The following is a 26,219-nucleotide window of genomic DNA, read 5'->3' as shown; positions in this document are numbered from 1 at the left end:
GGAGAAAGACATGAGCAAGCTGCCCACTGCCGAACAGATCCAGCACGACTGGGATACCAACCCGCGTTGGGAAGGCATCCAGCGCAACTACAGCGCCGCCGACGTGGTGCGCCTGCGCGGCACCGTCCACATCGAGCATTCGCTGGCCCGCCTGGGTGCGGAGAAGCTGTGGGCGTCGCTGCATGAGCGCGAGTTCGTCAACGCGCTGGGTGCACTGACCGGCAACCAGGCCATGCAGCAGGTCAAGGCCGGCCTGAAGGCGATCTACCTGTCCGGTTGGCAGGTGGCGGCCGACGCCAACCTGGCCGGCCAGATGTATCCGGACCAGTCGCTGTATCCGGCTGACTCGGTGCCGGCAGTGGTCAAGCGCATCAACAACACGCTGCTGCGCGCCGACCAGCTGCACCACGCCGAAGGCAAGGATGACATCGACTTCCTGCAGCCGATCGTGGCCGATGCCGAGGCCGGATTCGGCGGCGTGCTCAACGCCTTCGAACTGATGAAGGCGATGATCGAGGCCGGTGCCGCCGGCGTGCACTTCGAGGACCAGCTGGCCTCGGTGAAGAAGTGCGGCCATATGGGTGGCAAGGTGCTGGTGCCGACCCGCGAGGCGATCGAGAAGCTCAACGCCGCGCGCCTGGCTGCCGACGTGCTGGGCGTGCCGACCCTGCTGGTGGCGCGTACCGACGCCGAAGCGGCCGATCTGCTGACCAGCGACATCGACGGCAACGACAAGCCGTTCGCCACCGGCGAGCGCACGGTGGAAGGCTTCTACAAGACCCGCAACGGCCTGGACCAGGCGATCAGCCGTGGCCTGGCCTACGCGCCCTACGCCGACCTGGTGTGGTGCGAGACCGGCAAGCCGGACCTGGAGTTCGCACGGAAATTCGCCGAGGCGATCCATGCGAAGTTCCCGGGCAAGCTGCTGGCCTACAACTGCTCGCCCAGCTTCAACTGGAAGAAGAACCTGGACGACGCCACCATTGCCAAGTTCCAGCGCGAACTGGGCAGCTACGGCTACAAGTTCCAGTTCATCACCCTGGCCGGCTTCCACGCGCTGAACTACGGCATGTTCAACCTGGCCCACGGCTACGCACGCCGGCAGATGAGCGCGTTCGTGGAACTGCAGGAAGCCGAGTTCGAAGCGGCCGAGCGCGGCTTCACTGCGGTCAAGCACCAGCGCGAGGTCGGTACCGGCTACTTCGATGCGGTGACCCAGGCGATCCAGCAGGGCCAGTCGTCGACCACCGCGCTGACCGGCTCGACCGAGGAAGAGCAGTTCCACGGCGGGCGCAGCGAACGCGCCGCATGATGCGGTAGTGCCGGCCGCTGGCCGGCAACCACGTGATCCTTCGGGCACCGCAGGGAAGCCGGCCAGCGGCCGGCACTACCGGAGCCTCGAAATCCGATCAGGGTGGCCAGGGAAGGGCCAGACAACGCCGGCCGGTCGGGGGACCTGCCGGCGTTGTTGTATCGATGCAAGGGTGCAGCGCGCGGGCAGCGTCAATCAGGCGCACCCCAGGGTCCGGCAACTTGGCCGAAACCCTGTGAAACCCGGCATCGGATTGATCCAGCAGGAGTTTTGCCCGGACACCCGTGACCAGAACGGGCCACCACCGATCTTCACATCAATCAAGATCGGCAGAAGGGTCAAAATGAGATAGGGCGCACACTTTAAAGCGGTGCTATGCTCCGCGGCTCACCAGGGGACGCTGGCGGCGGGTGCAGGGAATGACCGGCAGGGGTGCGGCCGAGAACAGTGATGTGACGACAGGTATCGCCCGGGTGGCGATGGCCGAGATCGTGCACGCTCTGTTGTCAGATGCCGAGGTGGCATTGTTCGCCAGATTCGCCCGCGCATGCAAGCTCCGTGCCGGACAGTGGCTGTTCCAGCGCGGCCACCGCGGCGAGCGCATGTATGTGATCCTCGAAGGCCAGATCGAACTGGACTTCGGCGAGGACCTGGTGATCAAGACGCTCGGGCAGCACGAGTTCTTCGGAGAACTGGGCCTGCTGGTCGGCGACCACCTGCGCAGCGCCAGCGCGCGCGCGCTGGTCGACTGCGATGTGCTGGAGCTGGGCCCGGCCGACTTCCACCGGCTGGTCGAATCCGATCCCGGCCTGGTGGCCTACTTCCTGCGCCGCACGATCATGCGCGTGCTGACCAACGAACAGGCACTGATCAGCCAGCTGCGCCGGCGCAACCACGATCTGGAAACCGCGCTGGACAACCTGTACATCACCACCCACCAGTTGACCCACACCCGTGAGCTGGTGCGTACCGATGAACTGACCGGGCTGCACAACCGTCGCGGCCTCACCCTGTACCTGCAGGAGTGCCGCGAGCATGCCGAGGGGCCGCCGCAGGCGCTGCTGCTGATCGACTGCGACCGCTTCAAGCAGATCAACGACCGCCACGGCCACCAGGCCGGCGACCGCGTGCTGCAGAGCATGGGCAACATCCTGCGCTCGATGGCCGGCGAACAGGACCTGGCCTGCCGGCTCGGCGGCGATGAGTTCTGCCTGATCCTGCGCCGTGGCAACCACGAGATCGTGCAGCACGCTGCCGAGTTCATCCTCAGCGCGGTGCATGGCCTGCTCGAGCGCAGCCATGGCACGCCGCATGTAAGCCTGGTCAGCATCGGAGCCAGCCTGCTGGCCGCCGACGCGGACTGGAGCGAGTGGTATGCCAGCGCCGACCGGGCGCTGTACCGGGCCAAGCGTGACGGCGGCAACTGCCTGCGCTGGGTGGATGATCCGGACGACCAATAGGGAGATGCAGGCGATGAATGGCGACAACGGAACGTCAGCCCCGCATAGCCCACAGCTACGCGCCCTGCTGTTCACCGATCTGTGTGATTCGCTGCAGCTGGTCGAGCGGATCGGCGATGTGGCGGCGGCGAGCCTGTTCCAGGAACACGACCGCCTGGTGCTGGTGCTGCAGCACCGCTGGAATGGCCAGCTGATCGATCGCTCCGACGGCCTGTTCATGCTGTTCGAGCGCGCCATCGATGCACTGGGCTTCGCCCTGGACTACCAGCGTGAGCTGCACGCGCTGGGCCAGCAGCGCGCGATTGAACTGCGCGCGCGTGCCGGCCTGCACGTGGGTGACGTGCTGACCTGGGAGAACAGTGCCGAGGCGGTCCGTGCCGGTGCCAAGTCGATGGAGGTGGAAGGCCTGGCCAAGCCGATGGCGGCGCGCCTGATGATGCTGGCCCGCCCCGGCCAGATCCTGCTGTCGGCGGTGGCCGAATCGCTGACCCGCCGTGCCACCGATGCACTGGGCGAGCGTGGTACGCGCCTGCTGTGGAAATCGCACGGGCGCTGGCGCTTCAAGGGCGTGCCGGTAGTGCAGGAAGTGATCGAAGTGGGCGAGATCGGTTCGGCGCCGCTGCGCATGCCACGCGCCAATGCCAAGGCGCGCCGCGACCTGCCGCTGTGGCGGCAGCCGCTGGTGCTGGCCGCCGAAGGCCTGGTGCTGGCGGTGGCGGTGCTCGGCGGCTGGCTGCTGCTGCGGCCGGAACCGGCGATTGCGTTCGCTGAGCGCGACTGGGTGGTGCTCGGCGATGTCGACAACCTCACCGGCGATCCGATCTTCGATGACTCGATGCGGCACGCGATCCGGATTGCGCTGGAGCAGTCGCGCTACGTGAACGTGCTGTCGGAGGGCAAGATCCGCGAAAGCCTGGAAATGGCGCGGCTTTCGGGCGATACCCGGTTGAACCGCGATACCGCCGTCGACGTGGCGGTGCGGGAAGGCGCGCGCGCGGTGCTGTTGCCGACCGTGCGGCAGAAGATCGGTGGCTATGAGCTGGCCATCGATGTTGCTGCGCCGGGCAGCGGGCAGGTGATCCAGACGTTCACCGCCACTGCGGATCGATCCGATCAGATGGTGTTCGCAGTTGACGATGTGGTGGGGCGCCTGCGGCGTGGACTGGGCGAGTCGGTGGCAAGCCTGGAACAGTCGTTGCCGTTGCCGCGGGCATCGACCCAGGACCTGCGCGCACTGCGTGCATTCGCCCTGGCCGAGAGTGCGCTGGGCCAGCGTCGCTTCGAGGAAGCACGCAACCTCTACCAGGCTGCGATCGATATCGATCCTGGCTTTGCCCTGGCCTACATGGGCGTGGCCAAGCTGCATGCTCGCGTCGAGGAAGGGCGACGTGCGCGCGAAGCCATGCAGCATGCGCTGGACCTGCAGGATCGCCTGCCACCACGCGAGCGGCTGTACCTGAAGGCCTGGATGGCCGAGCTGGAGCCAGGCGGCTGGGCGCTGGAGCAATGGCGCACGCTGGCCAAGGTCTACCCGGATTCGTTCGCGGGGCTGTCCAACACGTCCTGGTACCTGCTGCAGGCCAACCAGTTCAGCGAGGCCGAGCCCTATGCGCGAGCGGCCGCGGTGCCGCAGGACCCCTTGCGACTGTATCCGCTGGTCCATCTGGTGCGGATACAGATTGCTGCCAACCAACCGCAGCGTGCCGCCGAAACTCTGGCCCAGGCGCAGATCCTGCGCGGCCGTGATGACGCCGATGAGACCGGCGTGGATGTGCTGGTGGCGCAGGGGCAGTACGCCAAGGCAGCGAAGCTGTTGCCGCAGATCCATGCCAGCGATGCCCTGCAGCAGCGGATGAAGCTGCGTGCGCAGCTGCTGCTGGCGGCCGCGCAGCGCGACTGCCCGGCGATGCAGCAGGCGATACGCGAAGATGCACCGGCGCCGACGCTGGTCGATCTTCAGGTACAGCAGCGCCTGCAGCACGCCAGCGTGGCGGCGTTGTGTTCGGGCGCCGCCCGCGCCGAGCTGCAGGCCATCGCAGCGCTGCTGCAGCCGATGCTGCAGGAGCGCGATGATCCCATGTTGCATGCCCGTGGCCTGCAATGGCTGGCGCTGGTCCATCTGGCGCAGCGCCAGGGCCAGTTCGAGCTGGCCAGGCGCTGGCTGGACGATCAGCGGCCCCTGCTGCGCAGTCTGCGCAGCCCGGTCGCGGACCGCTGGCTACGCATCGTCAGTGCCATGGATGAGCTGCAGATGCAGCGCCCCGAGGCCGCCCGCGCCCTGATCGAACCGATGCTGGATGGCAACGAGCCGGTGCAGGCGCATGTGGTACTGCTGCTCGCACTGCGCGCACAGGGCGATGAAGCCGCCGTGCGTCGCCAGCAGGCGTGGCTGGCCCAACATCGCGGCCAGGCCATTGCCGAGGTCACTGCCCTGCAGGTGTGGCAACCGCTGAACGTGTATGACGTCTCCACGTGGGCAACGCCGGCCACGGCCGGCGCGCCCTGATGGCGGGTCAGCCGTCGATGCGCTCGCCGACCTTGCCGGCTTCGAAGCAGAACACCACGGTCATGGCCGCCACCGACCCGGACAGGTGGGCCTGCAGCCCGTCACGCACCTGGCTCAGCTCCTCGACCGAAGCCAGGGTGCCGATCTTCATGCAGTCGTTTTCGCCAACGGCACCGTCCAGGCCGATCGAGGCCAGGGCCTTGGCCGGCGAAGCGGTGAAGTGGCTGCGGAAGTCGTCGCTGCCGATCAGGTGGTCCAGCAGGGTGCTGGCGTCTGCGGCGGAAAGGCGGGGATGGGTGCTCATGGGGATCGTCCGTAGGTGGAGTTTCTCGTATCGGCCGCGACAGCCTGCCATTGAGGGCCGCGCGTTGCACGTCGCTAAAGTTGGCCGCGCTGCGGTCGTTGCTGCTATGCCGGTTGTGCGGCAGAAGGAAGGAAACCCATGCGCCTGCGCCGCTGCGCCAGCCTGATGTTCGAACCCCGCGAGGCGGTCACCCTGGACCTGCGCGCGATGCTGGCCGGCCATGCCGAGATGGACAGTCAGATCAGCTGGGTGGCGCTGGCCGCCCATCTGGACCAGCCGCTGCCGGTGGACGCCGAGGAGCGCCAGCTGCTGGGCGAGCTCAGCGCGCACCGCTGGAGCGAACCGCCCGCCGATGCCTCCCCGGCCATGCTGGCCCGCCTGGTCGAGCAGGGCCTGCTGCTGACCGACCCGCCCAGCGAGGTGGGGCACCAGATGCGCGACGAGGCGCTACGCCGCAGCCAGTGGTGGCCGCTGGCCGCGCTGGCCCACCGCCATGCGCGCTGGCAGGCCGTGGACAGCGTGGAGGACATGCGTCGGCAGGGGCTGGACACCGCTGCCGGCCTGCGCCAGCGGCTGGGGCCGCCACCGCCGGTGGTACAGCCCATGCAGGGCGACTACCAGCCGCTGCCGCGCAGCGAGGAGGCCGCGTTCGATGCACTGCTGGCGCGTCGCACCACCTGCCGCAATTTCGACCCGGAGCGCGCGCTGCCGCTGCCGCTGCTGGCCCAGGTGCTGCAGCGCACGCTGATGGCCCACGCGGTGCAGAAGGTCGAGCGCGATACCGAGTTCCTGAAGAAGAACGTGCCTTCCGGTGGCGGCCTGCATCCCACCGAGGGCTTCCTGCTGGTGCAGAACGTGGAAGGACTGGTACCGGGCCTGTACCACTACCACCCGGTGCAGCACGCCGTGCTGCCGCTGCCCTCGCCACCGCCGCAGGCACTGGCTGCGCTGGCGCGGCGGATGCTGTCCGGGCAGGAGTGGTTCGCCGATGCACCGGCGCTGCTGGTGCTGGCGCCGCGCTATGACCGCTGCTTCTGGAAGTACCGCAACCACGCCAAGGCGCACCGTGCGGTGACGCTGGATGTCGGCCACATCTCGCAGCTGCTGTACCTGTGCGCGACCGAGCGTGGGCTGGCGGCGTTCGTCACCGCAGCCATCAACGATGCCGATGTCGATCGTGCCTTCGGGTTCGATGGCATCGGCCAGAGCGCGATGGCCATCTGCGGCCTGGGTTGGCGCAGTGCCACGCTGGACACGGCCGAATTCGATCCCGCTGGTCGGGTGACGGCGGGCGACGACCGCTGAGCGGCCGTCGCCCCGGCGTTCACGCCGCTTCGAAGTCCACCAGCACCGCACCGTCGCCGACCTGGTCGCCGGCCTTGGCGCGGTAGCCCTTCACCGTGCCATCGGCCGGTGCCTGCAGGGTGTGCTCCATCTTCATCGCTTCCAGCACCACCAGCGGCGTACCGCGCTTGACCTCGGTGCCAGCCGCGACCAGCGTGGCCACGATCCTGCCCGGCATCGGCGCCAGCAGGCTGCCGGCGTCGGCCACGGCGTGGTCCGATTCACCCACCGGATCGTGCAGGGTGAAGCGGTGCTGGCCGTCGGCGCCGAACAGGTACAGCTGGTCACCGTCGCGCAGCAGCTGCAGTGACCAGCGGCGCTCGCCCAGCTGCACCGTCAGGCCGTGCACATCGGCCGTGCCGATCACCTGCACCGGTGCAGCGTCATCGCACTGCACGCGCCAGCCATCGGCCTGCGCCCACGCCTTCAGCGTGTGCCTGCGTTCGCCCTGCTGCAGCGGCAACACGCGCGGCGCGGACGCGCCGAGGCGCCAGCCATCCTGTGCTCGCCACGGCGAATGCGGGTCGCGCGCATCGCTGCCGGCGTGCGCGGTGCTTGCAACGGCGGCCACCGCGGCCAGCAGCCACAGCGCGTCGTCGCTGTTGCCTACCGCACTCAATGCGGCCTGCTCGCGTTCGATCAGCGCGGTATCCAGCTTGGCATTCGCGAACGAATCGGTGTTCACCAGGCGGCGCAGGAAGCCGGCATTGGTGGTCACGCCCACCACCTGGCAGTCGGCCAGGGCCTGGCTCATGCGGCGCAGCGCGGCGTCGCGGTCCACGTCCCAGACGATCAGCTTGGCGATCATGGGATCGTAGTACGGCGTGATGCTGTCACCTTCCTCGACGCCGGTATCCACGCGCACATGGGCCGACGGCGCCGGCAGGCGCAGGCGGCGCAGGGTGCCGGTGGAGGGCAGGAAGCCACGGTCGGCATCCTCGGCGTACAGGCGCGCTTCGATGGCATGGCCGTGGATGGCCAGCTGGTCCTGGCGTAGCGGCATCGGCTGGCCAGCGGCCACGCGCAGCTGCCACTCCACCAGATCGGTGCCGGTGATGTACTCGGTGACCGGATGCTCGACCTGCAGGCGGGTGTTCATTTCCATGAAGTAGAAATCGCCGTCCGGGCCAGCGATGAACTCCACCGTGCCGGCACCGACGTAGCTCACCGCACGCGCGGCATCGACCGCGGCCTTGCCCATCGCAGCACGACGTTCGGGACTCATGCCCGGCGCGGGTGCTTCTTCCAGTACCTTCTGGTGGCGGCGCTGCACCGAGCAGTCGCGCTCGAACAGGTAGACCGCCTCACCGTGGCTGTCGCCGAACACCTGGATCTCGATATGGCGCGGGCGCTCGACGTACTTCTCGACCAGCACGTGGTCGTTGCCGAACGCCGAGGCCGCCTCGCGCTGGCAGCTGGCCAGCGCATCGACGAAGTCCTCGCTGCGTTCGACCTTGCGCATGCCCTTGCCACCGCCACCGGCGCTGGCCTTGATCAGCACCGGGTAGCCGATGCCATCGGCCTGCGCGCGCAGGAAGTCCGGCGCCTGCTGGTCGCCGTGGTAGCCCGGCGTCAGCGGTACACCGGCCTTGGCCATCAGCGCCTTGGCCGCGCTCTTGTCGCCCATCGCGCGGATGGCGCCGGCCGGCGGCCCGATGAAGGTGATGCCGGCGGCGGTGCAGGCATCGGCGAAGTCGGCATTCTCGGACAGGAAGCCGTAGCCGGGGTGGATCGCCTGCGCGCCGGTCAGGCGTGCGGCGTCGAGCAGGGCACCGCTGCGCAGGTAGCTCTCACGCGCGGCCGCCGGACCGATGTGGATGGCTTCGTCGGCCAGGCGCACGTGGCGTGCGTTGCGGTCGGCATCGGAATACACCGCCACGGTGGCGATGCCGAGGCGGCGGCAGGTGGCGATGACGCGGCAGGCGATCTCGCCGCGGTTGGCGATCAGGACTTTGGTGAACATGGCAACAGGCTCGGTCATGGCACGGGTTACATGCGGAACACGCCGAAGCGCGTCTGCTGCGGGGCGGCGTTGAGGCTGGCCGACAGCGCCAGGGCCAGCACCCGGCGGGTGTCGGCCGGATCGATCACGCCGTCATCCCACAGGCGCGCGCTGGCGTAGTACGGATGGCCCTGCTGTTCGAACTGCTCGCGGATCGGTGCCTTGAACGCATCCTCTTCCGCCGCCGGCCACTGGCCGCCCTTGGCTTCGATGCCATCGCGCTTGACCGTGGCCAGCACGCTGGCGGCCTGTTCGCCGCCCATCACGCCGATGCGTGCGTTCGGCCACATCCACAGGAAGTTCGGCGAGTACGCGCGGCCGCACATGCCGTAGTTGCCGGCACCGAACGAGCCACCGATCACCACGGTGAACTTCGGCACCTTGGCGCAGGCCACCGCCATCACCAGCTTGGCCCCGTCCTTGGCGATGCCGCCCTGCTCGTACTTGCGGCCGACCATGAAGCCGGTGATGTTCTGCAGGAACACCAGCGGGATGTTGCGCTGGGTGCACAGCTCGATGAAGTGCGCCCCCTTCAGTGCCGACTCGGAGAACAGGATGCCGTTGTTGGCGATGATGCCGATCGGGTAGCCGTTCAGATGCGCGAAGCCGGTCACCAGCGTTGCGCCGTAGCGCGGCTTGAACTCATCGAAGCGCGAGCCATCGACCAGGCGCGCGATGACCTCGCGCACGTCGTAGGGCTTGCGCGTGTCGGCCGGGATCACGCCATACAGGTCGTGCGCCGGCAGCAGTGGTTCCTCGCTGGCCTGCACCGCCATCGCCGGTTCCGGCTTGCGCCAGTTCAACTGGGCGATGATCGCGCGCACCCGCGCCAGTGCCTGCAGATCGTTGTCGGCCATGTGGTCGGCCACGCCGGAAATGCGCGTGTGCACATCGGCACCGCCCAGTTCCTCCGCCGTGACCACTTCACCGGTGGCGGCCTTCACCAGCGGTGGGCCGCCGAGGAAGATGGTGCCCTGCTCGCGCACGATCACGGTCTCGTCGCTCATCGCCGGCACGTAGGCGCCACCGGCGGTGCAGCTGCCCATCACGCAGGCGATCTGCGGAATGCCCTGCGCCGACAGGTTGGCCTGGTTGTAGAAGATGCGGCCGAAATGGTCGCGGTCGGGGAAGACTTCGTCCTGCAGCGGCAGGAACGCGCCACCGGAATCGACCAGGTAGATGCATGGCAGGTGGTTCTGCTCGGCGATTTCCTGGGCGCGCAGGTGCTTCTTCACCGTCATCGGGTAGTAGGTGCCGCCCTTGACCGTGGCGTCGTTGGCCACGATTACGCATTCCACCCCGCTCACCCGGCCGATGCCGGCCACCACGCCGGCGGCGGGCACGGCGTCTTCGTACATGCCATGCGCGGCCAGCGGCGCGATTTCCAGGAAGGCGCTGCCGGGGTCGAGCAGGGCGTCGATGCGGTCGCGCACCAGCAGCTTGCCGCGTGCGGTGTGCTTGGCACGTGCGGTCTCGCTGCCGCCCAGCGCGGTGCGGGCGAGGGTGGCATGCAGGTCATCGACCACGGCCTGCATGGCCGCGCGGTTGCTTTCAAACGTTTCGCTGCCCGGTTGCAGCTGGCTGTTCAGGACGGTCATCGCGGTGGCCTTACAGGGTGCGCTGGAACAGTTCGCGGCCGATCAGCATGCGGCGGATCTCCGAAGTGCCGGCGCCGATTTCATACAGCTTGGCGTCGCGCCACAAACGGCCGGTCGGGTACTCGTTGATGTAGCCGTTGCCACCGAGGATCTGGATCGCCTGGCCGGTCAGCCAGGTGGCCTTCTCGGCGGCGTACAGGATCGCACCGGCGGCGTCCTGGCGGGTGGTGCGGCCCTGGTCGCAGGCGCGCGCCACGGCATAGACATAGGCGCGGCATGCGCCCAGGCCCACGTACATGTCGGCGATCTTGGCCTGGATCAGCTGGAAGCTGCCGATCGGCTCGCCGAACTGGTGGCGCTCGTGCACATAGGGCATGACCACGTCCATGGCCGCGGCCATCAGGCCCAGCGGGCCACCGGACAGCACCACGCGCTCGTAGTCCAGGCCGGACATCAGCACGCGCACGCCACCGCCGACCTGGCCCAGCACGTTCTCTTCGGGAATCTCGCAGTCCTGGAACACCAGCTCGCAGGTGGGCGAAGAGCGCATGCCCAGCTTGTCCAGCTTCTGCGCGGTGGAGAAGCCCTTCATGCCCTTCTCGACCAGGAACGCGGTGATGCCCTTGGCACCCGCTTCCATGTCGGTCTTGGCGTAGACCACCAGCACGTCGGCGTCCGGGCCGTTGGTGATCCACATCTTGTTGCCGTTGAGCACGTAGCGGTCGCCGCGCTTGTCGGCGCGCAGCTTCATCGACACCACGTCCGAACCGGCACCCGGTTCGCTCATCGCCAGCGCGCCGACCAGGCTGCCATTGCACAGGCCGGGCAGGAAGCGCTGCTTCTGTTCTTCGTTGCCGTTCTTGCGCAGCTGGTTCACGCACAGGTTGGAGTGCGCGCCGTAGGACAGGCCGATGCCGCCAGAGGCACGCGAGATTTCTTCCATCGCCACCACGTGGGCCAGGTAGCCCATGCCGGTGCCGCCGTATTCTTCTTCCACGGTGAGGCCGAGCAGGCCCTGCTCGCCCAGCTTCGGCCACAGGGCCAGCGGGAACTGGTTGCTGGCATCGGCCTCGGCGGCCAGCGGTGCGACCTCGGCGGCGGCAAAATGGGCCACGCTCTGGCGCAGCAGGTCGATGTCTTCGCCAAGATCGAAGTTCAGGGATGGCACGTGCATTGTGGTGGCTCCACGGCGGGATGGCAGGAAATGGACGCACCCGGCGGGGGAGCGGGCGGCGGTGTACAGGACCGCCACCCGCACGGGCGATGGGCCCAGCGTAGCGGGGTTCGGGTAAGAAGTGAATACGAATTCAAAAATTGAAACTAGAATCAGAACATGGCCTATAAACGCTCTGCATTGATGGAAGAACGCCTGGCGGGCGCCCGTGAACGGATCCTGCTGGCCACCCGCGAGCTGGTCGCCACCGGCGGCTGGCGCAACGCCCCGGTGACCGCCGTGGCGACCCAGGCGGGGGTGTCCACCGGCCTGATCTATCGCCATTTCCCGTCCAAGGCCGAGTTGTTCGTGGAGGTGCTCAACGCCGCGGTGGCCCACGAGGTCGCGATCATGGAGCGCATCGCCAGCGGCCCGGAGGTGGCCAGCGAGCGCCTGCGGCTGGCGATCACCGCCTTCGTCCGCCGCGCCCTGGCCGGGCCGGGGCTGGCGCACGCCTTCATCGTCGAGCCGGTCGATCCGGATGTGGAAGCCGAGCGCATGCGCGGTCGTCGCGCGTTCGGCGACGTGTTCCTGCGGCTGGTGGAGGAGGGTGTAGCGGCCGGCGAGCTGCCGGTGCAGGACGCGCATGTGGCCGCCGCTTGCCTGGTCGGTGCCTTCACCGAGGCGATGGTTGGCCCGACCGCGCCCAGCCGCGAAGCGCACCGCGACGAAGATGCGCTGGTGGATGCGATCTGCAGCTTCTGCCTGCGCGCGATCGGCGCTCGGGTTTTGTAGAGTCGAGCCATGCTCGACTGCTTTTGCCGGCCGCTGGCCGGCTTCTGTTGCCGGGGTCGGATCCCTTTTGCGTCGCAAAAGGGATCCGACCCCGGCCCCCGGCATGCTGCGCCGCACCAGCAGTGACGCCTGTTGTCGCACGCAAGGCGCGTTCTATACTCGGTCCATCACGCAGTCGCTCAGCCGTGGTCCAACGACTATCAGCCAGGGGTAACGAAGAGTGCGGAATTACGATCTGGAGTTCCTGAAACGCTTCTCCATGGTGATCGCGCTGCTGGCGACCATCACCCTCGGCCTCATCCTCCTTGCCGCCTACATCCACACCCGGATTCCGCCCGAGGTGTCGCCGACCGCGGCCAAGCGCACCGAACAGCGCATCTCGCCCACCGGCGCGGTCTATGCCGGCAGCACCGGCGCCGCCGCGCAGGCTGCTGCCAAGGCTGCCGCGCTGGCCAAGGCCGCGTCGCAGGTGGCCTACGGTGGCACCAAGGATGGCAAGGTGATCTTCGACAACCTGTGCACCGCCTGCCACACCAATGGCGTGGGCATGGCGCCGACGCTGGACCATTCGCACTGGGACAAGCGCATCGCGCAGGGCAAGGACACCCTCTACAAGCATGCCATCGAGGGCTATACCGGCCCGGATGGCGGCATCATGCCGCCCAAGGGTGGCAACCCGGCCCTGACCGAGGAACAGATCCACGCCACCGTGGACTGGATGCTGGGCAACCTGAAATAACCGCCGCAACGCGCCGCTTGCTGTAGAGCCGAGCCCACGCTCGGCTGCTCTCCGCGCGGTGTGGCCAGGTGCAGCCGAGCATGGGCTCGGCTCTACGATCCCCCGGCTTTGCCCACCGAGGCCTGATTGCTCATATGCCCCCGCTGCGCAGGCGGGGTTTCGCATTTCAGGGTTAGTCTGTGCGCCCTCTTCCAAGGAATCGTCCGTCGATGCGCCGCCGCTCCCTCGCCCTTGCCCTGTCCCTGCTGCTGCCGGCCGGCGCTTTCGCCCAGGCCCAGCCGCAGGCCGCACCGGTCGCGACCACCCCCGCCGCGCGCAGCAGCGCCACCGTGGTGCTGACCGCTGCGCCGGCCGACTGGCGCGCGCTGGATGGCCAGCGCGTGCGCATCGCCGCACCGCTGACCCTGGCCGGTACCGATGGCCTGGAACGCTTCGGCCAGCTCACCGTGGCCTTCGACGGCCGCCTCTGGCAGCCGACCGAAGTGGCCGCGCCGGGTACTGCCGGCTACGAGCAGGTGATGGCCGACAACCAGCGTCGCCGCCTGGTGCTGGACGATGGCAGCGATGCCCGCGACCCGGCCAGCGTGGCCTACCTGCCGGGCAACCCGGTGCTGCGCACCGGCATGCAGCTGCGCAACGTGGAGGGCATCGTGCGCGTGGACGCGCAGGGCCACCCGCGCCTGCAGGTCGAGGGGGCGCTGAAACTGCCGGAACTCAAGCGCCCGGCGGTGCCGACGGTACCGGGCAGCCTGCATGTGGCCGCTTTCAACCTGGAGAACTTCTTCAACGGTGATGGCCAGGGCGGTGGCTTCCCGACCCTGCGTGGTGCGCGCACCCCGGACGAGCACAAGGCGCAGGTGGTCAAGCTGGTCACCACGGTCAATGCGCTGGGCGCCGATGTCGCAGCACTGATGGAGCTGGAGAACGATGGCTACGGACCGCAGTCGGCCATCGCTGAACTGGTCGATGCGCTCAACCGTGACCGCGGCGCGCAGGCTGACTGGCGCTTCGTCGACGCGGGCACCGGCCCCGGCGATAACCCGATCCGGGTCGGCATCATCTACCGCAGCACGCGCCTGCAGCCGGTGGGCAGGCCGGCCACGTTGACCGGCGGCCCGTTCGTCGAGCACAGCCGCGTACCGTTGGCGCAGGCCTTCCAGGGCAAGCACGGCGCGCCGTTCGTGGTGGTTGCCAACCACTTCAAGTCGAAGGGCTGCCGTGACGCGGCCGGTGCCGACGCCGACCGCAACGACAACCAGGGCTGCTGGAACGCCACCCGGGTGACTTCGGCGCAGCAGCTGCATGCCTGGCTGCAGACCGATCCGACCGGTACCGGCGCCAAGGACGCGGTTCTGCTGGGTGACTTCAACGCCTACGCGATGGAAGACCCGATCCGCGCCCTGCATGACCTGGGCTGGCAGGACGCGTTCAAGGTCGCCAAGGTCGAGCACCCCTACAGCTACGTCTACAACGGCTACACCGGCCGCCTCGACCACGCGCTGCTGAACCCGGGCATGGCCAAGCGCCTGCGCGGTGCCGCCGAATGGCACAGCAACGCCGACGAGCAGGACGCCAGCGGCTACCAGGGCCGCAACGTGCAGGGCCCGTGGCGCAGCTCCGACCACGACCCGCTGCTGCTGGGTTTCGATAAATAACCCAGCAGTTGGGCATCCGCTTGGGTGTGGGCGCGTACATGGGGCGGCACCCTGCTGTTGCTTTTGACCTTTCAGTCCGCCTTCAAGCGAGCCGAGCATCGCAGGTGAATCAGGGGCGAAGAGGCGCCGATGTCTGAGCGTAGCGAGTTCGGCGCCGTCCCCTGGTTCACCGAGAAGCGCAGGGTACCGGTGCACAGCACCGGCTCGCGGCTGGCGGAGCGTTTCTTTGGTTACTTTCTTTGCGCGCAAAGAAAGTGACACCTCTCCGGAGTTGCGGAAACGACTTGCCGGAAATGGTCCGTCGCAACCAAATGCTCACCCCCAGGCGATCAACCCGATCGCCAGCACCGCCAGCGCCAGCCCGGCGCGGTTCCACCGGGTGGTGGCCTCGCCGAAGGCGAACACGCCCACCAGCGCGCCCAGCACCACCACGCCGATGTTCATGCCGGCGAACACGGTGGCCGGGCTCTCCGGCATCGCCTGGTGCGCATGCACATAGAACAGGATGTTGCAGCCGTTGAGCAGGCCCAGCAGCGCGCCCGCGCCAAGGTTGCGCCAGGCCAACCGGCTGCGGCCACTGAAATGCCGCCACAGCTGCAATGCCAGCATCAGCACGAAGGCGACGCTGAAACTGGCCAGCACCGCCGCCATCGAGGGCGTGCCGGACAGCGCCACCTGCTTGAGCAGCACGTCGACCACCGCGAACCCGGCCCATACGCCCAGCAGCCAGCCCCAGCCACCGGGTGAGGACGCCACGACCGGGCCGCGTGGGCGCAGGCTGATGGCCACCATCGCCAGCAGGCCCAGGCCGAGCCCGGCCAGCTTCCATGGCGTGGCGGTCTGGCCGAAGAACAGGAACGCGGCGGCCAATGACAACAGCAGCGACAAGCGCTGTGCCACGTCGCTGCGGACGATGCCGGCCACCGCCACCGCGCGGCCCAGCACCAGGAAGATCGATGGCAGCACCACCGCCAGTGCCAGCAGCGACAGCCACGGCGCGTGCGGCGCGCGCAGCGCATCCAGCGGCGGCTGCAGCACCACGGCGGTGAGTGTTGCCGCCACCAGATAGTTCCAGGTGACCATCTGCGCAACATCCAGCTGGCGGCGTCCGGCCACCTTCAACAACACCGAAACCAGCACGCTGCAGATCACGGCCAGGGACAGGTAGAGCATGGGGCGGGCACAGGGCAGGGGCGGGGGACGGTATCATGGTGCCATGCACAAGCCCTCGTTCCCCGTCGCCCCCGGCGAAACCGCCTGCCTCGAACTGGACGGCCCGGCCGGCCCGCTGGACGTGGTCGTCGACCTGCCCAAGGCCGATGTGCCGGTGCAGCCGATCGTGGCCATCGTCTGTCATCCGCTGTCCACCGAGGGCGGCACCCTGCACAACAAGGTGGTCACCATGACCGCCACCACCCTGCGCGAGCTGGGCATCGCCACGGTGCGCTTCAATTTCCGCAGCGTGGGTGGTTCGGCCGGCACCTTCGATGGCGGCGTGGGCGAGCAGGACGACCTGAAGGCGGTCGCCGCCTGGGTGCAGAGCCAGCGCCCGGACGACCGCCTGTGGCTGGCCGGTTTCAGCTTCGGCGCGTTCGTGTCGCTGAAGGCGGCTGCCGCGCTGCAGCCGGAAGCGCTGATCTCGATCGCGCCGCCGGCCGGTCGCTGGGATTTCGATGGCATCGCGCCGCCGGCCCGCTGGCTGGTGATCCAGGGCGAGCAGGACGAGATCGTCGATCCGCAGGCCGTCTACCAGTGGCTGGACACGCTGGACGTCCCGCATGAGCTGGTGCGCATGCCCGAGACCAGCCACTTCTTCCACCGCAAGCTGATCGACCTGCGCGGCGCGCTGACCCACGGCGTCAAGCACTGGCTGGGCGCGGCGGCATGAGTGCAACCGAGTTGACCCCGTCGCAGCGGTACGCGGAAGGGGTTGCCCGTGGCGACTGGCAGAACGACCCGGCCCAGCACGCGGCGCTGGCCGAACTGGACCGCATCCACCTGGGCCTGCTGGACAGTGCCGAGGACGGCTGGCTGGACCGCCTGTCCTCGTTCTGGAAGAAGCCCGAGCCGGTGAAGGGCCTGTACTTCTGGGGCGGCGTCGGCCGTGGCAAGACCTTCCTGGTCGACCTGTTCTACGACGGCCTGCCGATCAAGCAGAAGTACCGCACCCATTTCCACCGCTTCATGCGCAGCGTCCACGAGCGCCTGCGCGAGCACCAGGGGCAGAGCGATCCGCTGGCGAAGATCGCCCAGGAATGGCGCAGCAACCTGCGCGTGCTGGTGCTGGACGAGTTCTTCGTCACCGACATCGGCGACGCGATGCTGCTGGCACGGCTGCTGGAGCGCTTGTTTGCCGAAGGCGTGACCCTGGTCACCACCTCCAACACCGCGGTGGAGAACCTGTACCTCAACGGTCTGCAGCGCGAGAGCTTCCTGCCGGCCATCGGCCTGCTGCAGCGCTTCTGCGTCGAGCTGTACGCCGAGGGCACCGAGGACTACCGGATGCGCGCGCTGACCCGCTCGCCGGTGTACCGCGCACCGCTGGCGGCCGACAGCGATGAGTGGCTGGCCACGCGCTGGAACGAACTGAGCGGCGGCCAGCCGGCCAAGCCCGGCAACATCGAGATCGAAGGCCGCAAGATCCCGGTGCGCGGCCGTGGCAAGAGCATCGCCTGGTTCGATTTCGCCGCGTTGTGCGAAGGCCCGCGTGGCCCGTCGGATTACATCGAGATCGCACACGAGTTCAACACCGTGCTGCTGGGCGGCATCCCCGCCTTCGACCGTTTGAACGAAGATGCCGCGCGCCGCTTCGTCAACCTGATCGACGAACTGTACGACCGCCACGTCAACCTGGTCTGCACCGCCAGCACCTCGCCGATCGAGCTGTACACCGGCCAGCGCCTGCAGGGCGCGTTCGAGCGCACCGCCTCGCGCCTGATCGAGATGCAGAGCGCCGAGTACCTGGGTACCCCGCACCGGGCGTGAGGGTGCCGCCCAGGTAAATGCGTTGCCGGCCAGCGGCCGGCACTACCACGCCACGGTCCCGGCATCCGCCGCGCGGTTACCGGGTCGGCGCCACCGCATTCCCACGCGGCCGCTCATCCGGCCCGGCCGACACATGCAGGCCCGAGCCATCGCCGTGCTCCACCCGTACGCTCTCGCCGCGCTCCAGCAGCCGCAGCGGCTGTCCCTGGTAGCGCACTTCCAGCGCGTCGTGGGCCGCTGCCAATGACTGCACCAGCGGGCACAGCGCCAGCGCCTTGGCTTCCAGCTGTTGGCTGCGCGCTTCCATGCGGCGGTCGACTTCGGCATCGAGGCGGTCGGCGCGGCGCTCCATGGCGCCGGCGCGGCCGGTGAACACCTGCCACAGCACGCTGCGGGTCATCGACCCGGCCATGGTCTCGGCCATCTGGTCGATATGCGCGTCGAAGCCATCGCCGAAGGTCTCCTGTTCCCAATAGCCGCGGCCCAGGCTGGCGTCGATCCAGTCCTGCATCTCGCCGCGCATCGCACGCATCTGGCGGTTGCGGGCCTTGCCGGTGATGGCTTCGAAGGCAGCGTCCAGCGCATCGAAGGTGACCCCGGAGACTTCGTGGGCCAGCGCGGTGGCCGCCGGCATCAGCTGGCGCGCACCGGCCTCCATCTGCCGCAGGCGGGCGGCGTCGGCGGCGCTGACCGTCACCATCGCGCCGTCCAGGCTCAGCTCGCCGTCGTGGAACACCACTTCATGCGGCGCCTGCGGGCCATGCCGCAGCCAGATGCCGCCGCTGTCCACCAGCACGTCGTAGTCGGTATGGATGCCGCACTGGTCCGAACGCAGGTCCGGCCCCTCGGCGGCCAGCGCCGGGGCAATGAACAGGGCAGGCAGCAGGGCCAGCGCGGGCAACCGCAGGTGCATCGGAGCATCCTTTTCCGGGAGCGAGCGGCCAGCATCCGCCGCCAGCGCGCGGGCGTCACCGGCCGGAAGTCACCCGTCCACCGGATTCCCACCGGCTGCCCACCACCTATCCACAGGGTTGTCCCTAGCCAGTTTCATCACTGTCATGTGAAGCTGTCATTGTTCCGTTTCCGCGGTGCGTTGTACCACCGCAATGACGCTTTCGGGCTTGACTGCGCAGCCCGTTCCGGCAGGTCTGAAGCGTCTGATCCGGGCGCCGATGGCACGATCCTTGCGGCGCAAGGGATTGCCGAATTTCACTACATTTGGCGTTGACGGACCCCATTACCCCCACTATCTTGTGGCCGTCGGTCGCAGTAACCCCAATTCCAGGGGGTGCCCGGGGTACCCATCCGCGATCGTCAACGGCAGTGGCAGGCGCAGGGTCTCATCCCCTGCGACGCCGTCCTGCCATCCTGGGCTGTCATGTCCCGGGCTGCGTCACCCGATGCATTGAGCACCCCCAATCACGCCAAGAGGACACACGCCGTGAGCACCGAATCCAGCGCCACCATCGAGAAGGAAAGCGAATTCCTGTTGACGTCGCCGCCGACCGCCAACGCGATGAGTGTGACCAAGCGCAATGGGACCACCGAACTGGTGGACCTGAACAAGATCGTGCGCGCGGTGCAGCGTTCTTCCGAAGGCCTGCACGCCGTCGACCCGATGCGCGTGGCCACCCGCACCATTTCCGGCCTGTACAACGGCGCCACCACCCGCGAGCTGGACGAACTGTCCATCCGCACCGCCGCCCTGCTGATCGGTGAAGAGCCCGAGTACGGCCGCCTGGCTGCGCGCCTGCTGGCCAACTACATCGCCAAGGAAGTCTCGGGCCAGGAAATCTACGCCTTCTCGCAGTCGGTCAGCCGTGGCCATGAAGTCGGCCTGATCAACGACCGCCTGCTGAACTTCGTGCAGACCAATGCACGCAAGCTCAACGACGCCATCGACGGCGCGCTGGACCTGAACTTCGATTACTTCGGCCTGCGCACCCTGTACGACCGTTACCTGCTGCGCCACCCGCACACCCGCAAGGTGATCGAGACCCCGCAGCAGTTCTTCCTGCGCATCGCCAGCGCGCTGAGCGAGGACGTGTCCGAGACCCTGGCGCTCTACAAGCGCATGGGCAACCTGGACTACCTGCCGTCCAGCCCGACCCTGTTCAACTCCGGCACCACCCACGAGCAGCTGTCCTCGTGCTTCCTGCTGGACTCGCCGCAGGACTCGCTGGAGTCGATCTATTCCAAGTACGGCGACATCGCCCAGCTGTCGAAGTTCTCCGGCGGCATCGGCGTCAGCTACACCCGCGTGCGTTCGCGTGGTTCGCTGATCAAGTCGACCAACGGCCACTCCAACGGCATCGTGCCGTGGCTGAAGACCATGGATTCGTCGGTGGCCGCGGTGAACCAGGGCGGCAAGCGCAAGGGCGCGGCCTGTGTGTACCTGGAAACCTGGCACGCCGACATCGAGGACTTCCTCGAACTGCGCGACAACACCGGTGACGAAGCCCGCCGTGCGCACAACCTGAACCTGGCCAACTGGGTGCCGGACCTGTTCATGAAGCGCGTCGAAGCCGACCAGGAATGGTCGCTGTTCGATCCGCGCGTCGTGCCGGAGTTCACCGACCTGTTCGGCGAAGCCTTCGAGCAGGCCTACCTGCAGGCCGAAGCCCAGGGCAAGGCCAACCGCACCATCTCCGCGCGCAAGCTGTATGCCCGCATGATGCGTACGCTGGCCGAGACCGGCAACGGCTGGATGACCTTCAAGGACAAGTGCAACCGCGCCAGCAACCAGACCCTGCGCGCCGGCAACGTGATCCACCTGTCGAACCTGTGCACGGAAATCCTGGAAGTCACGTCCAACGATGAAACCGCGGTGTGCAACCTGGGTTCGATCAACCTGGGCAACCACTTCGACGAGCACAACGAGTTCGACTTCGAGAAGCTGGCCGAGACCGTGCGCCTGGCCGTGCGCCAGCTCGACCGCGTCATCGACCTGAACTTCTACCCGATCGAAACCGCCCGCCGTGCCAACCTGCGCTGGCGTCCGGTCGGCCTGGGCTGCATGGGCCTGCAGGACGTGTTCTTCCGCAAGCGCCTGCCGTTCGACAGCGCCGAAGCCCGCGCCCTGTCGAAGAAGATCGCCGAAGCGATCTACTTCCACGCGCTGGAAACCTCCTGCGAGCTGGCCCAGGAACGTGGCAAGCACCCGTCGTTCAACGACACCCGCGCCGCCGGTGGCGAACTGCAGTTCGACGCCTGGAACGTGGTGCCGGAAGACGCCGAGCGCTGGGATGCCCTGCGTGCCCGCATCAAGGAACACGGCCTGCGCAACTCGCTGATGATCGCGATTGCCCCGACCGCGACCATCGCTTCGATCGCCGGCTGCTACGAGTGCGTCGAGCCGCAGGTGTCCAACCTGTTCAAGCGCGAGACCCTGTCCGGTGACTTCCTGCAGGTCAACCGCTACCTGGTCAACGAGCTGAAGAAGCTGGGCCTGTGGACGCCGGAAATGCGCGATGCCATCAAGCTGGCCGAAGGCTCCATCGCGGGCGTGGCACAGATTCCGGAAACGCTGCGCGAGGTCTACCGCACCGCGTGGGAACTGCCGATGCGTTCGCTGATCGACATGGCCGCCGAGCGTGGCGCCTTCATCGACCAGTCGGCCTCGCTCAACCTGTTCATGGAAAGCCCGAACATCGGCGCGATGTCCTCCATGTACATGTACGCCTGGAAGCAGGGCATCAAGACCACCTACTACCTGCGTTCGCGCCCGGCCACCAAGATCGCCAAGACCACGGTCAGCGCTGCGGCCCCGGCCAAGGTGTTCAGTCCGGACGAAGCCATCGCCTGCTCGCTGGAAAACCCGGAAGCCTGCGAGGCCTGCCAGTAAAACCGCGCGGTGGGTGCCGACCGTTGGTCGGCACTCGACACCTCGCACCTGTAGAGCCGAGCCATGCTCGGCTGCGGAAAAACACCCACGGTAGCGCCGGGCCATGCCCGGCGTCTCACCCAGGAATTCAAGGAAACACCCATGGCCGACAAGCCCAAGCAGATGCTGCTCGATCCCGGTTTTGAACTGACCCTGCGCCCGATGCGCTACCCGCAGTTCTATGACATGTACCGGAATGCGATCAAGAACACCTGGACGGTGGAAGAGATCAACTTCCAGATCGACATCACCGACCTGCATAGCAAGATGTCGCCGGGTGAGCGTCACCTGATCCACCGCCTGGTCGCGTTTTTCGCCACCGGCGACTCGATCGTGTCCAACAATCTGGTGCTGAACCTGTACCAGCACTTGAACGCGCCGGAAGCGCGCATGTACCTGTCGCGCCAGCTGTATGAAGAAGCGCTGCACGTGCAGTTCTACCTGACCCTGCTCGACAACTACCTGCCGGATCCGGAAGAGCGCGTCAAAGCCTTCGCCGCGGTGGAGAACATCGACTCGATCAAGAAGAAGGCCGATTTCTGCTTCAAGTGGATCGACTCGATCCAGGACCTGAAGCGCATCGAGACCCGTGCCGAGCGCCGCCAGTTCCTGCTCAACCAGATCTGCTTCGCTGCGTGCATCGAAGGCCTGTTCTTCTTCGCCGCCTTCGCCTACGTGTACTACTTCCGTTCGCGTGGCCTGCTGCCGGGCCTGGCCTCGGGCACCAACTGGGTGTTCCGCGACGAGAGCGCGCACATGGAGTTCGCGTTCGAGTCGGTGCGCGTGGTGCGTGAGGAAGAGCCGGACCTGTTCGACGACGAGATGAAGCAGCAGGTCTACGACATGCTGGCCGAAGCCATTGAATGCGAAGTGCAGTTCGCCGAGGACGTGCTGTCCGGCGGCGTGGCCGGCATCTCGACCCGCGACATGCGCCAGTACCTGCAGCACTGCGCCGACCAGCATTTCGCCAAGCTGGGCATGGAAAAGAAGTACAACGTGCGCAACCCGCTGCCGTTCATGGAACTGCAGGACGTGCAGGAGCTGACCAACTTCTTCGAACGCCGCGTCTCGGCCTACCAGGTCGGCGTGCAGGGCGAAGTCGCCTTCGACATGAACTTCTGATCGAACCGGTCAGCTCTGTCGCAACGAAGAACCCCGGCCAACGCCGGGGTTCTTCGTATCTGTAGCGTCGAGCCGTGCTCGCCGGCTCGGTTTTTGTAGAGTCGAGCCATGCTCGACTGCCGTTCGCGAAGACAAGTCGAGCATGGCTCGACCCTACAGTCAGCGCCGCCCTTCCACCGCCATGCGCACCGCCAGCCCGGCCAGTACCGTGCCCATCAGCCAGCGCTGCACCATCTGCCAGGTCGGGCGCGCGGCCAGGAAGCCGGCGATGCTGCCAGCGGTCAGCGCGATGATGCCGTTCACGGTCACACTCACCGCGATCTGGGTGGAACCCAGCACGATCGACTGCATCAGCACGCTGCCTTCGCCGTCCGGATGCAGGAACTGCGGCAGCAGTGACAGATACATCACCGCCACTTTCGGGTTCAGCAGATTGGTCAGGAAGCCCATCGTGAACAGTTTGCGCGGGCTGTCCTGCGGCAGGTCACGCACCGCGAACGGCGAACGGCCGCCCGGCTTCAGTGCCTGCCAGGCCAGGTACAGCAGGTACAGCGCGCCACCGATGCGCAGCGCGTCGTAGGCGAACGGTACGGTCATCAGCAGGGCGGTGATGCCCAACGCCGCACACAGCATGTAGAACACGAAGCCCAGCGCCACCCCGCCCAGCGAGATCAGCCCTGCGACCGGCCCCTGGCAGATCGAGCGCGAAATGACGTAGATCATGTTCGGCCCGGGCGTGAGCACCATCGCCAGCGAAACCAGCGCAAAGGCCAGGAGGTCGGAAGGAGCGGGCATGGGCGGTCCAGGCAGTGGGCGTGGCGCAGTGTAGCGCCGCCTGCACGGGGCCTGGCTTAAAATTGCCGGACCCCACACCGAAGCACCCCCATGACCCCGATCCCCGAGACCGTGCCGCCCACCGAAGTGCGCATGGCCGAAATCGTCTTCCCCAACCACACCAACCACCTGGGCACCCTGTTCGGTGGCCAGGCATTGGCATGGATGGACAAGGCCGCCTTCCTGGCCGCCGCCCGCTATTCGCGCCGCACCGTGGTGACCGCGCGCAGCGACCAGGTCGACTTCAAGCTGCCGATCCGCATCGGCCAGATGGTGGAAACCATCGGCCGCATCGTCGAAGTCGGCCGCAGCTCGATGAAGGTCGAGGTCGAACTGGTCGCCGAAGACCTGCACAGCGGCGAGCGCAAGCTGTGCACCCGCGGCCACTTCGTGATGATCGCGCTGGACGAGGAAGGCCACCCGATCGCGGTGCCACCGCTGCCGGCGGCCTGAGCCCGTCGGCTGAACCGGCGCTTGCAGGGGCGCTTGCGCGCCCCCATGTGGCAGCCATGACCCCGCTGCTGACCGACTTCATCGACCGCGCCCAGCGCCTGTTCGTGCTGAGCGGCGCCGGTTGCAGCACTGCCTCGGGCATTCCCGATTACCGGGATACCGACGGCCAGTGGAAACGGACGCCGCCGGTGACCTACCAGGCCTTCATGGGCGAGGCGGCCACCCGCCAGCGCTACTGGGCGCGCAGCCTGCTCGGCTGGCCACGCTTCGGCCTGGCCCGGCCCAACGGCACCCACCAGGCGCTGGCCGCGCTGGAACGCCGCGGCACGCTGCAGGTCCTGCTGACCCAGAATGTGGACGGCCTGCACCAGCGTGCCGGCAGCCACAATGTGATCGACCTGCATGGCCGCCTGGATCGGGTGCGCTGCATGGGCTGCGAGCGCCGCAGTGGCCGCGAGGAGTTCCAGCAGCGCCTGCTGGACGCCAACCCCGGCTGGGATGCGCTGGAGGCCGGCATCGCCCCCGATGGTGATGCCGACCTGGAGACCGATTTCTCGAGCTTCGTGGTGCCCGATTGCGCCTGCTGCGGCGGCTTGTTGAAGCCGGACGTGGTGTTCTTCGGCGAAAACGTGCCGCGTGAACGGGTGGCAGCGGTGCACGATCACCTGCAGCAGGCCGATGCGGTGCTGGTGGTGGGGTCGTCGCTGATGGTCTATTCCGGCTTCCGCTTCGTCCAGGCCGCGGCCAAGGCAGGGTTGCCGGTGGCGGCACTGAACCGTGGCCGCACCCGCGCCGACGACCTGCTGCAGTTCAAGGACGAGCGGGACTGCGCTGAAGCGCTGGCCACGTGGGCTTCGCGCTGAGCCCATGCCCGGCTGCAGCAGGCCGCGCGAAACAGCGATCCATCCAGACGGTTGATCCGGGAGCCGCGCAGCGGTGCAATACGCATCCCCTACGTCGTTCATCACCGTCTTGAGCCAGCTGTTTTCGCCGATCTCGTTCGGCCCCCTGACCCTGTCCAACCGCATCGTCATCGCGCCGATGTGCCAGTACTCCGCCGAAGACGGTCGCGCCAGCGACTGGCACGCCATGCACCTGGGCAACCTGGCGCAGTCCGGCGCCGGCCTGTTGATCCTGGAAGCCACCGCGGTCGAGCCGCGGGGCCGCATCAGCTGGGCCGACCTGGGCCTGTGGGATGACGGTACTGAGGCGGCGCTGGCGCAGGTGCTCGCCAGCGTCCGCCGCTGGTCGCCGATGCCGCTGGGCATCCAGCTGGGCCATGCCGGCCGCAAGGCCTCGGTGAACCGCCCATGGGATGGCGGTGGTCAGCTGCCGGCCGACGATGCGCGTGGCTGGGCCACCGTGGCACCGTCGCCGCTGCCGTTCCATGCCGGCGATCCGGCACCGCAGGCGCTGGATGAGGCCGGCATCGCCGAGCTCATCGCCGCCTTCGCCGCCAGTGCGGTGCGCGCCGAGCGCCTGGGCTTCGAGCTGATCGAGCTGCATGCCGCGCACGGCTACCTGCTGCACCAGTTCCTGTCGCCGCTGAGCAACCGCCGTACCGATGGCTACGGTGGCTCGCTGCCGAACCGCCTGCGCCTGCTGGTGGAGGTGTTCGATGCGGTGCGTGCGGCGGTGTCCGACAAGGTCGCCGTGGGCGTGCGCATTTCCGCCAGCGACTGGGTCGACGGCGGCTGGGACCTGGTGCAGAGCGAGGCGCTGGCCCAGGTGCTGGACGCGCGCGGCTGCAATTTCCTGCATGTCTCCAGCGGCGGCCTGGACGAGCGCCAGAAGATCACCGTCGGCCCGGGTTACCAGGTGCCGTTCGCAGCGGCGATCAAGGCCAAGGTGCGCATGCCGGTCATCGCGGTGGGCATGATCACCGAACCGGAACAGGCCGAGTCGATCCTGCGCCACCGCCACGCCGATGCTGTGGCGCTGGCGCGCGGCATCCTCTACGACCCGCGCTGGCCGTGGCATGCCGCCGCGGCACTGCGTGACAGCGTGGAACCGGCGCCGCAGTACCTGCGCTGCGAACCGCGCGATGCGCGCGGCGTGTTCAAGGTGCGCTGAG

At 67.8% G+C, this 26,219-nt stretch carries 21 protein-coding genes; 14 read left to right on the top strand and 7 right to left on the bottom strand.

The window, feature by feature from the left end:
• Nucleotides 1–10 precede the first annotated feature (10 nt).
• From aceA to BKE09_RS10070, 3 genes are all read left to right on the top strand, one after another.
• Nucleotides 11–1,312, top strand: coding sequence for an isocitrate lyase (gene aceA, locus BKE09_RS10080; protein ID WP_004153647.1), 1,302 nt, complete (start codon nucleotides 11–13; stop codon nucleotides 1,310–1,312).
• Between the two features lie 419 nt (nucleotides 1,313–1,731).
• The gene (locus BKE09_RS10075; protein WP_014035584.1) at nucleotides 1,732–2,772 is read left to right on the top strand and encodes a GGDEF domain-containing protein; all 1,041 of its coding nucleotides are present in this window, start codon (nucleotides 1,732–1,734) and stop codon (nucleotides 2,770–2,772) included.
• A 13-nt stretch (nucleotides 2,773–2,785) separates the two neighbouring features.
• Complete coding sequence (locus BKE09_RS10070; RefSeq protein ID WP_240502894.1) at nucleotides 2,786–5,278, top strand: putative peptide modification system cyclase; 2,493 nt, start codon at nucleotides 2,786–2,788, stop codon at nucleotides 5,276–5,278.
• Between the two features lie 7 nt (nucleotides 5,279–5,285).
• Here BKE09_RS10070 and BKE09_RS10065 read toward each other — a convergent pair whose 3' ends face one another.
• Entirely contained in the window at nucleotides 5,286–5,582 is a 297-nt protein-coding gene (locus tag BKE09_RS10065; RefSeq protein ID WP_075675645.1) for an NHLP-related RiPP peptide, read from the bottom strand.
• Nucleotides 5,583–5,720: 138 nt separating this feature from the next.
• On the opposite strand from BKE09_RS10065, the gene BKE09_RS10060 reads away from it, so the two are divergent.
• Nucleotides 5,721–6,887, top strand: a complete 1,167-nt coding sequence (locus BKE09_RS10060) for a putative peptide maturation dehydrogenase (protein ID WP_075675644.1) — start codon at nucleotides 5,721–5,723, stop codon at nucleotides 6,885–6,887.
• A gap of 19 nt (nucleotides 6,888–6,906) precedes the next feature.
• Here the strand turns inward: BKE09_RS10060 and BKE09_RS10055 are convergent, their stop codons facing one another.
• The 3 genes from BKE09_RS10055 to BKE09_RS10045 are packed head-to-tail and all read right to left on the bottom strand — an operon-like array spanning nucleotide 6,907 to nucleotide 11,700.
• Nucleotides 6,907–8,889 (bottom strand): acetyl/propionyl/methylcrotonyl-CoA carboxylase subunit alpha, encoded by a 1,983-nt coding sequence (locus BKE09_RS10055; RefSeq protein ID WP_075675643.1) that lies wholly within the window; start codon nucleotides 8,887–8,889, stop codon nucleotides 6,907–6,909.
• 26 nt (nucleotides 8,890–8,915) lie between these two features.
• Entirely contained in the window at nucleotides 8,916–10,526 is a 1,611-nt protein-coding gene (locus BKE09_RS10050; protein ID WP_075675642.1) for a carboxyl transferase domain-containing protein, read from the bottom strand.
• A gap of 10 nt (nucleotides 10,527–10,536) precedes the next feature.
• The gene (locus BKE09_RS10045) at nucleotides 10,537–11,700 is read right to left on the bottom strand and encodes an isovaleryl-CoA dehydrogenase (protein ID WP_014645571.1); all 1,164 of its coding nucleotides are present in this window, start codon (nucleotides 11,698–11,700) and stop codon (nucleotides 10,537–10,539) included.
• Between the two features lie 159 nt (nucleotides 11,701–11,859).
• On the opposite strand from BKE09_RS10045, the gene BKE09_RS10040 reads away from it, so the two are divergent.
• From BKE09_RS10040 to BKE09_RS10030, 3 genes are all read left to right on the top strand, one after another.
• Complete coding sequence (locus BKE09_RS10040) at nucleotides 11,860–12,474, top strand: TetR/AcrR family transcriptional regulator (protein ID WP_075675641.1); 615 nt, start codon at nucleotides 11,860–11,862, stop codon at nucleotides 12,472–12,474.
• 220 nt (nucleotides 12,475–12,694) lie between these two features.
• Nucleotides 12,695–13,213, top strand: a complete 519-nt coding sequence (locus tag BKE09_RS10035; RefSeq protein WP_014035592.1) for a c-type cytochrome — start codon at nucleotides 12,695–12,697, stop codon at nucleotides 13,211–13,213.
• Nucleotides 13,214–13,422: 209 nt separating this feature from the next.
• Entirely contained in the window at nucleotides 13,423–14,868 is a 1,446-nt protein-coding gene (locus BKE09_RS10030) for an ExeM/NucH family extracellular endonuclease (RefSeq protein ID WP_075675640.1), read from the top strand.
• A gap of 315 nt (nucleotides 14,869–15,183) precedes the next feature.
• Here BKE09_RS10030 and BKE09_RS10025 read toward each other — a convergent pair whose 3' ends face one another.
• A complete protein-coding gene (locus BKE09_RS10025) occupies nucleotides 15,184–16,041 on the bottom strand; it encodes an EamA family transporter (RefSeq protein ID WP_075675639.1) in 858 nt (285 codons plus the stop codon).
• Between the two features lie 43 nt (nucleotides 16,042–16,084).
• On the opposite strand from BKE09_RS10025, the gene BKE09_RS10020 reads away from it, so the two are divergent.
• The gene (locus BKE09_RS10020; RefSeq protein ID WP_075675638.1) at nucleotides 16,085–16,756 is read left to right on the top strand and encodes a CocE/NonD family hydrolase; all 672 of its coding nucleotides are present in this window, start codon (nucleotides 16,085–16,087) and stop codon (nucleotides 16,754–16,756) included.
• The gene (zapE, locus tag BKE09_RS10015; RefSeq protein WP_059034176.1) at nucleotides 16,753–17,853 is read left to right on the top strand and encodes a cell division protein ZapE; all 1,101 of its coding nucleotides are present in this window, start codon (nucleotides 16,753–16,755) and stop codon (nucleotides 17,851–17,853) included. Before BKE09_RS10020 ends, zapE begins: the two co-directional genes overlap by 4 nt.
• A gap of 76 nt (nucleotides 17,854–17,929) precedes the next feature.
• On the opposite strand, the gene BKE09_RS10010 is transcribed toward zapE, so the two are convergent.
• Entirely contained in the window at nucleotides 17,930–18,766 is an 837-nt protein-coding gene (locus BKE09_RS10010) for a DUF2884 family protein (protein WP_075675637.1), read from the bottom strand.
• 528 nt (nucleotides 18,767–19,294) lie between these two features.
• Between BKE09_RS10010 and BKE09_RS10005 the strand changes: the two genes are divergently transcribed.
• Nucleotides 19,295–21,697, top strand: a complete 2,403-nt coding sequence (locus BKE09_RS10005; protein WP_075675636.1) for a ribonucleoside-diphosphate reductase subunit alpha — start codon at nucleotides 19,295–19,297, stop codon at nucleotides 21,695–21,697.
• Between the two features lie 141 nt (nucleotides 21,698–21,838).
• Entirely contained in the window at nucleotides 21,839–22,858 is a 1,020-nt protein-coding gene (locus BKE09_RS10000) for a ribonucleotide-diphosphate reductase subunit beta (protein WP_008264781.1), read from the top strand.
• Between the two features lie 159 nt (nucleotides 22,859–23,017).
• Here BKE09_RS10000 and BKE09_RS09995 read toward each other — a convergent pair whose 3' ends face one another.
• Nucleotides 23,018–23,653 carry a LysE family translocator gene (locus BKE09_RS09995; RefSeq protein WP_075675635.1) on the bottom strand — a complete coding sequence of 212 codons (636 nt, stop codon included), beginning with the start codon at nucleotides 23,651–23,653 and terminating at the stop codon, nucleotides 23,018–23,020.
• Nucleotides 23,654–23,743: 90 nt separating this feature from the next.
• Here BKE09_RS09995 and BKE09_RS09990 point away from each other — a divergent pair, with 90 nt between their 5' ends.
• The 3 genes from BKE09_RS09990 to BKE09_RS09980 all read left to right on the top strand — a co-directional run bounded on the left by BKE09_RS09990 (nucleotide 23,744) and on the right by BKE09_RS09980 (nucleotide 26,218).
• The gene (locus BKE09_RS09990) at nucleotides 23,744–24,145 is read left to right on the top strand and encodes an acyl-CoA thioesterase (protein WP_004153688.1); all 402 of its coding nucleotides are present in this window, start codon (nucleotides 23,744–23,746) and stop codon (nucleotides 24,143–24,145) included.
• A gap of 56 nt (nucleotides 24,146–24,201) precedes the next feature.
• Complete coding sequence (locus BKE09_RS09985; RefSeq protein WP_075675634.1) at nucleotides 24,202–25,008, top strand: NAD-dependent protein deacetylase; 807 nt, start codon at nucleotides 24,202–24,204, stop codon at nucleotides 25,006–25,008.
• 109 nt (nucleotides 25,009–25,117) lie between these two features.
• A complete protein-coding gene (locus BKE09_RS09980; RefSeq protein ID WP_075675633.1) occupies nucleotides 25,118–26,218 on the top strand; it encodes an NADH:flavin oxidoreductase/NADH oxidase in 1,101 nt (366 codons plus the stop codon).
• Nucleotide 26,219: the final 1 nt, after the last annotated feature.

The organism is Stenotrophomonas sp. TD3, assembly GCF_001939825.1.
Taxonomy (GTDB): Bacteria; Pseudomonadota; Gammaproteobacteria; order Xanthomonadales; family Xanthomonadaceae; genus Stenotrophomonas.
Note: the sequence above shows the minus strand (reverse complement) of the source record. Positions and strands in the feature narration are given on the sequence as shown.

Coding starts and splice junctions, on each gene's coding strand:
- BKE09_RS10060 (WP_075675644.1), top strand. CDS start 5,721: ATGCGCCTGCGCCGCTGCGCCAGCCTGATGTTCGAACCCCGCGAGGCG.
- BKE09_RS10025 (WP_075675639.1), bottom strand. CDS start 16,041: ATGCTCTACCTGTCCCTGGCCGTGATCTGCAGCGTGCTGGTTTCGGTG.
- BKE09_RS10055 (WP_075675643.1), bottom strand. CDS start 8,889: ATGTTCACCAAAGTCCTGATCGCCAACCGCGGCGAGATCGCCTGCCGC.
- BKE09_RS10020 (WP_075675638.1), top strand. CDS start 16,085: ATGCACAAGCCCTCGTTCCCCGTCGCCCCCGGCGAAACCGCCTGCCTC.
- zapE (WP_059034176.1), top strand. CDS start 16,753: ATGAGTGCAACCGAGTTGACCCCGTCGCAGCGGTACGCGGAAGGGGTT.
- BKE09_RS09985 (WP_075675634.1), top strand. CDS start 24,202: ATGACCCCGCTGCTGACCGACTTCATCGACCGCGCCCAGCGCCTGTTC.
- BKE09_RS10030 (WP_075675640.1), top strand. CDS start 13,423: ATGCGCCGCCGCTCCCTCGCCCTTGCCCTGTCCCTGCTGCTGCCGGCC.
- BKE09_RS10070 (WP_240502894.1), top strand. CDS start 2,786: ATGAATGGCGACAACGGAACGTCAGCCCCGCATAGCCCACAGCTACGC.
- BKE09_RS10010 (WP_075675637.1), bottom strand. CDS start 18,766: ATGCACCTGCGGTTGCCCGCGCTGGCCCTGCTGCCTGCCCTGTTCATT.
- BKE09_RS10000 (WP_008264781.1), top strand. CDS start 21,839: ATGGCCGACAAGCCCAAGCAGATGCTGCTCGATCCCGGTTTTGAACTG.
- BKE09_RS10075 (WP_014035584.1), top strand. CDS start 1,732: ATGACCGGCAGGGGTGCGGCCGAGAACAGTGATGTGACGACAGGTATC.
- BKE09_RS10040 (WP_075675641.1), top strand. CDS start 11,860: ATGGCCTATAAACGCTCTGCATTGATGGAAGAACGCCTGGCGGGCGCC.
- BKE09_RS10065 (WP_075675645.1), bottom strand. CDS start 5,582: ATGAGCACCCATCCCCGCCTTTCCGCCGCAGACGCCAGCACCCTGCTG.
- BKE09_RS10045 (WP_014645571.1), bottom strand. CDS start 11,700: ATGCACGTGCCATCCCTGAACTTCGATCTTGGCGAAGACATCGACCTG.
- BKE09_RS10050 (WP_075675642.1), bottom strand. CDS start 10,526: ATGACCGTCCTGAACAGCCAGCTGCAACCGGGCAGCGAAACGTTTGAA.
- BKE09_RS09990 (WP_004153688.1), top strand. CDS start 23,744: ATGACCCCGATCCCCGAGACCGTGCCGCCCACCGAAGTGCGCATGGCC.
- BKE09_RS09995 (WP_075675635.1), bottom strand. CDS start 23,653: ATGCCCGCTCCTTCCGACCTCCTGGCCTTTGCGCTGGTTTCGCTGGCG.
- aceA (WP_004153647.1), top strand. CDS start 11: ATGAGCAAGCTGCCCACTGCCGAACAGATCCAGCACGACTGGGATACC.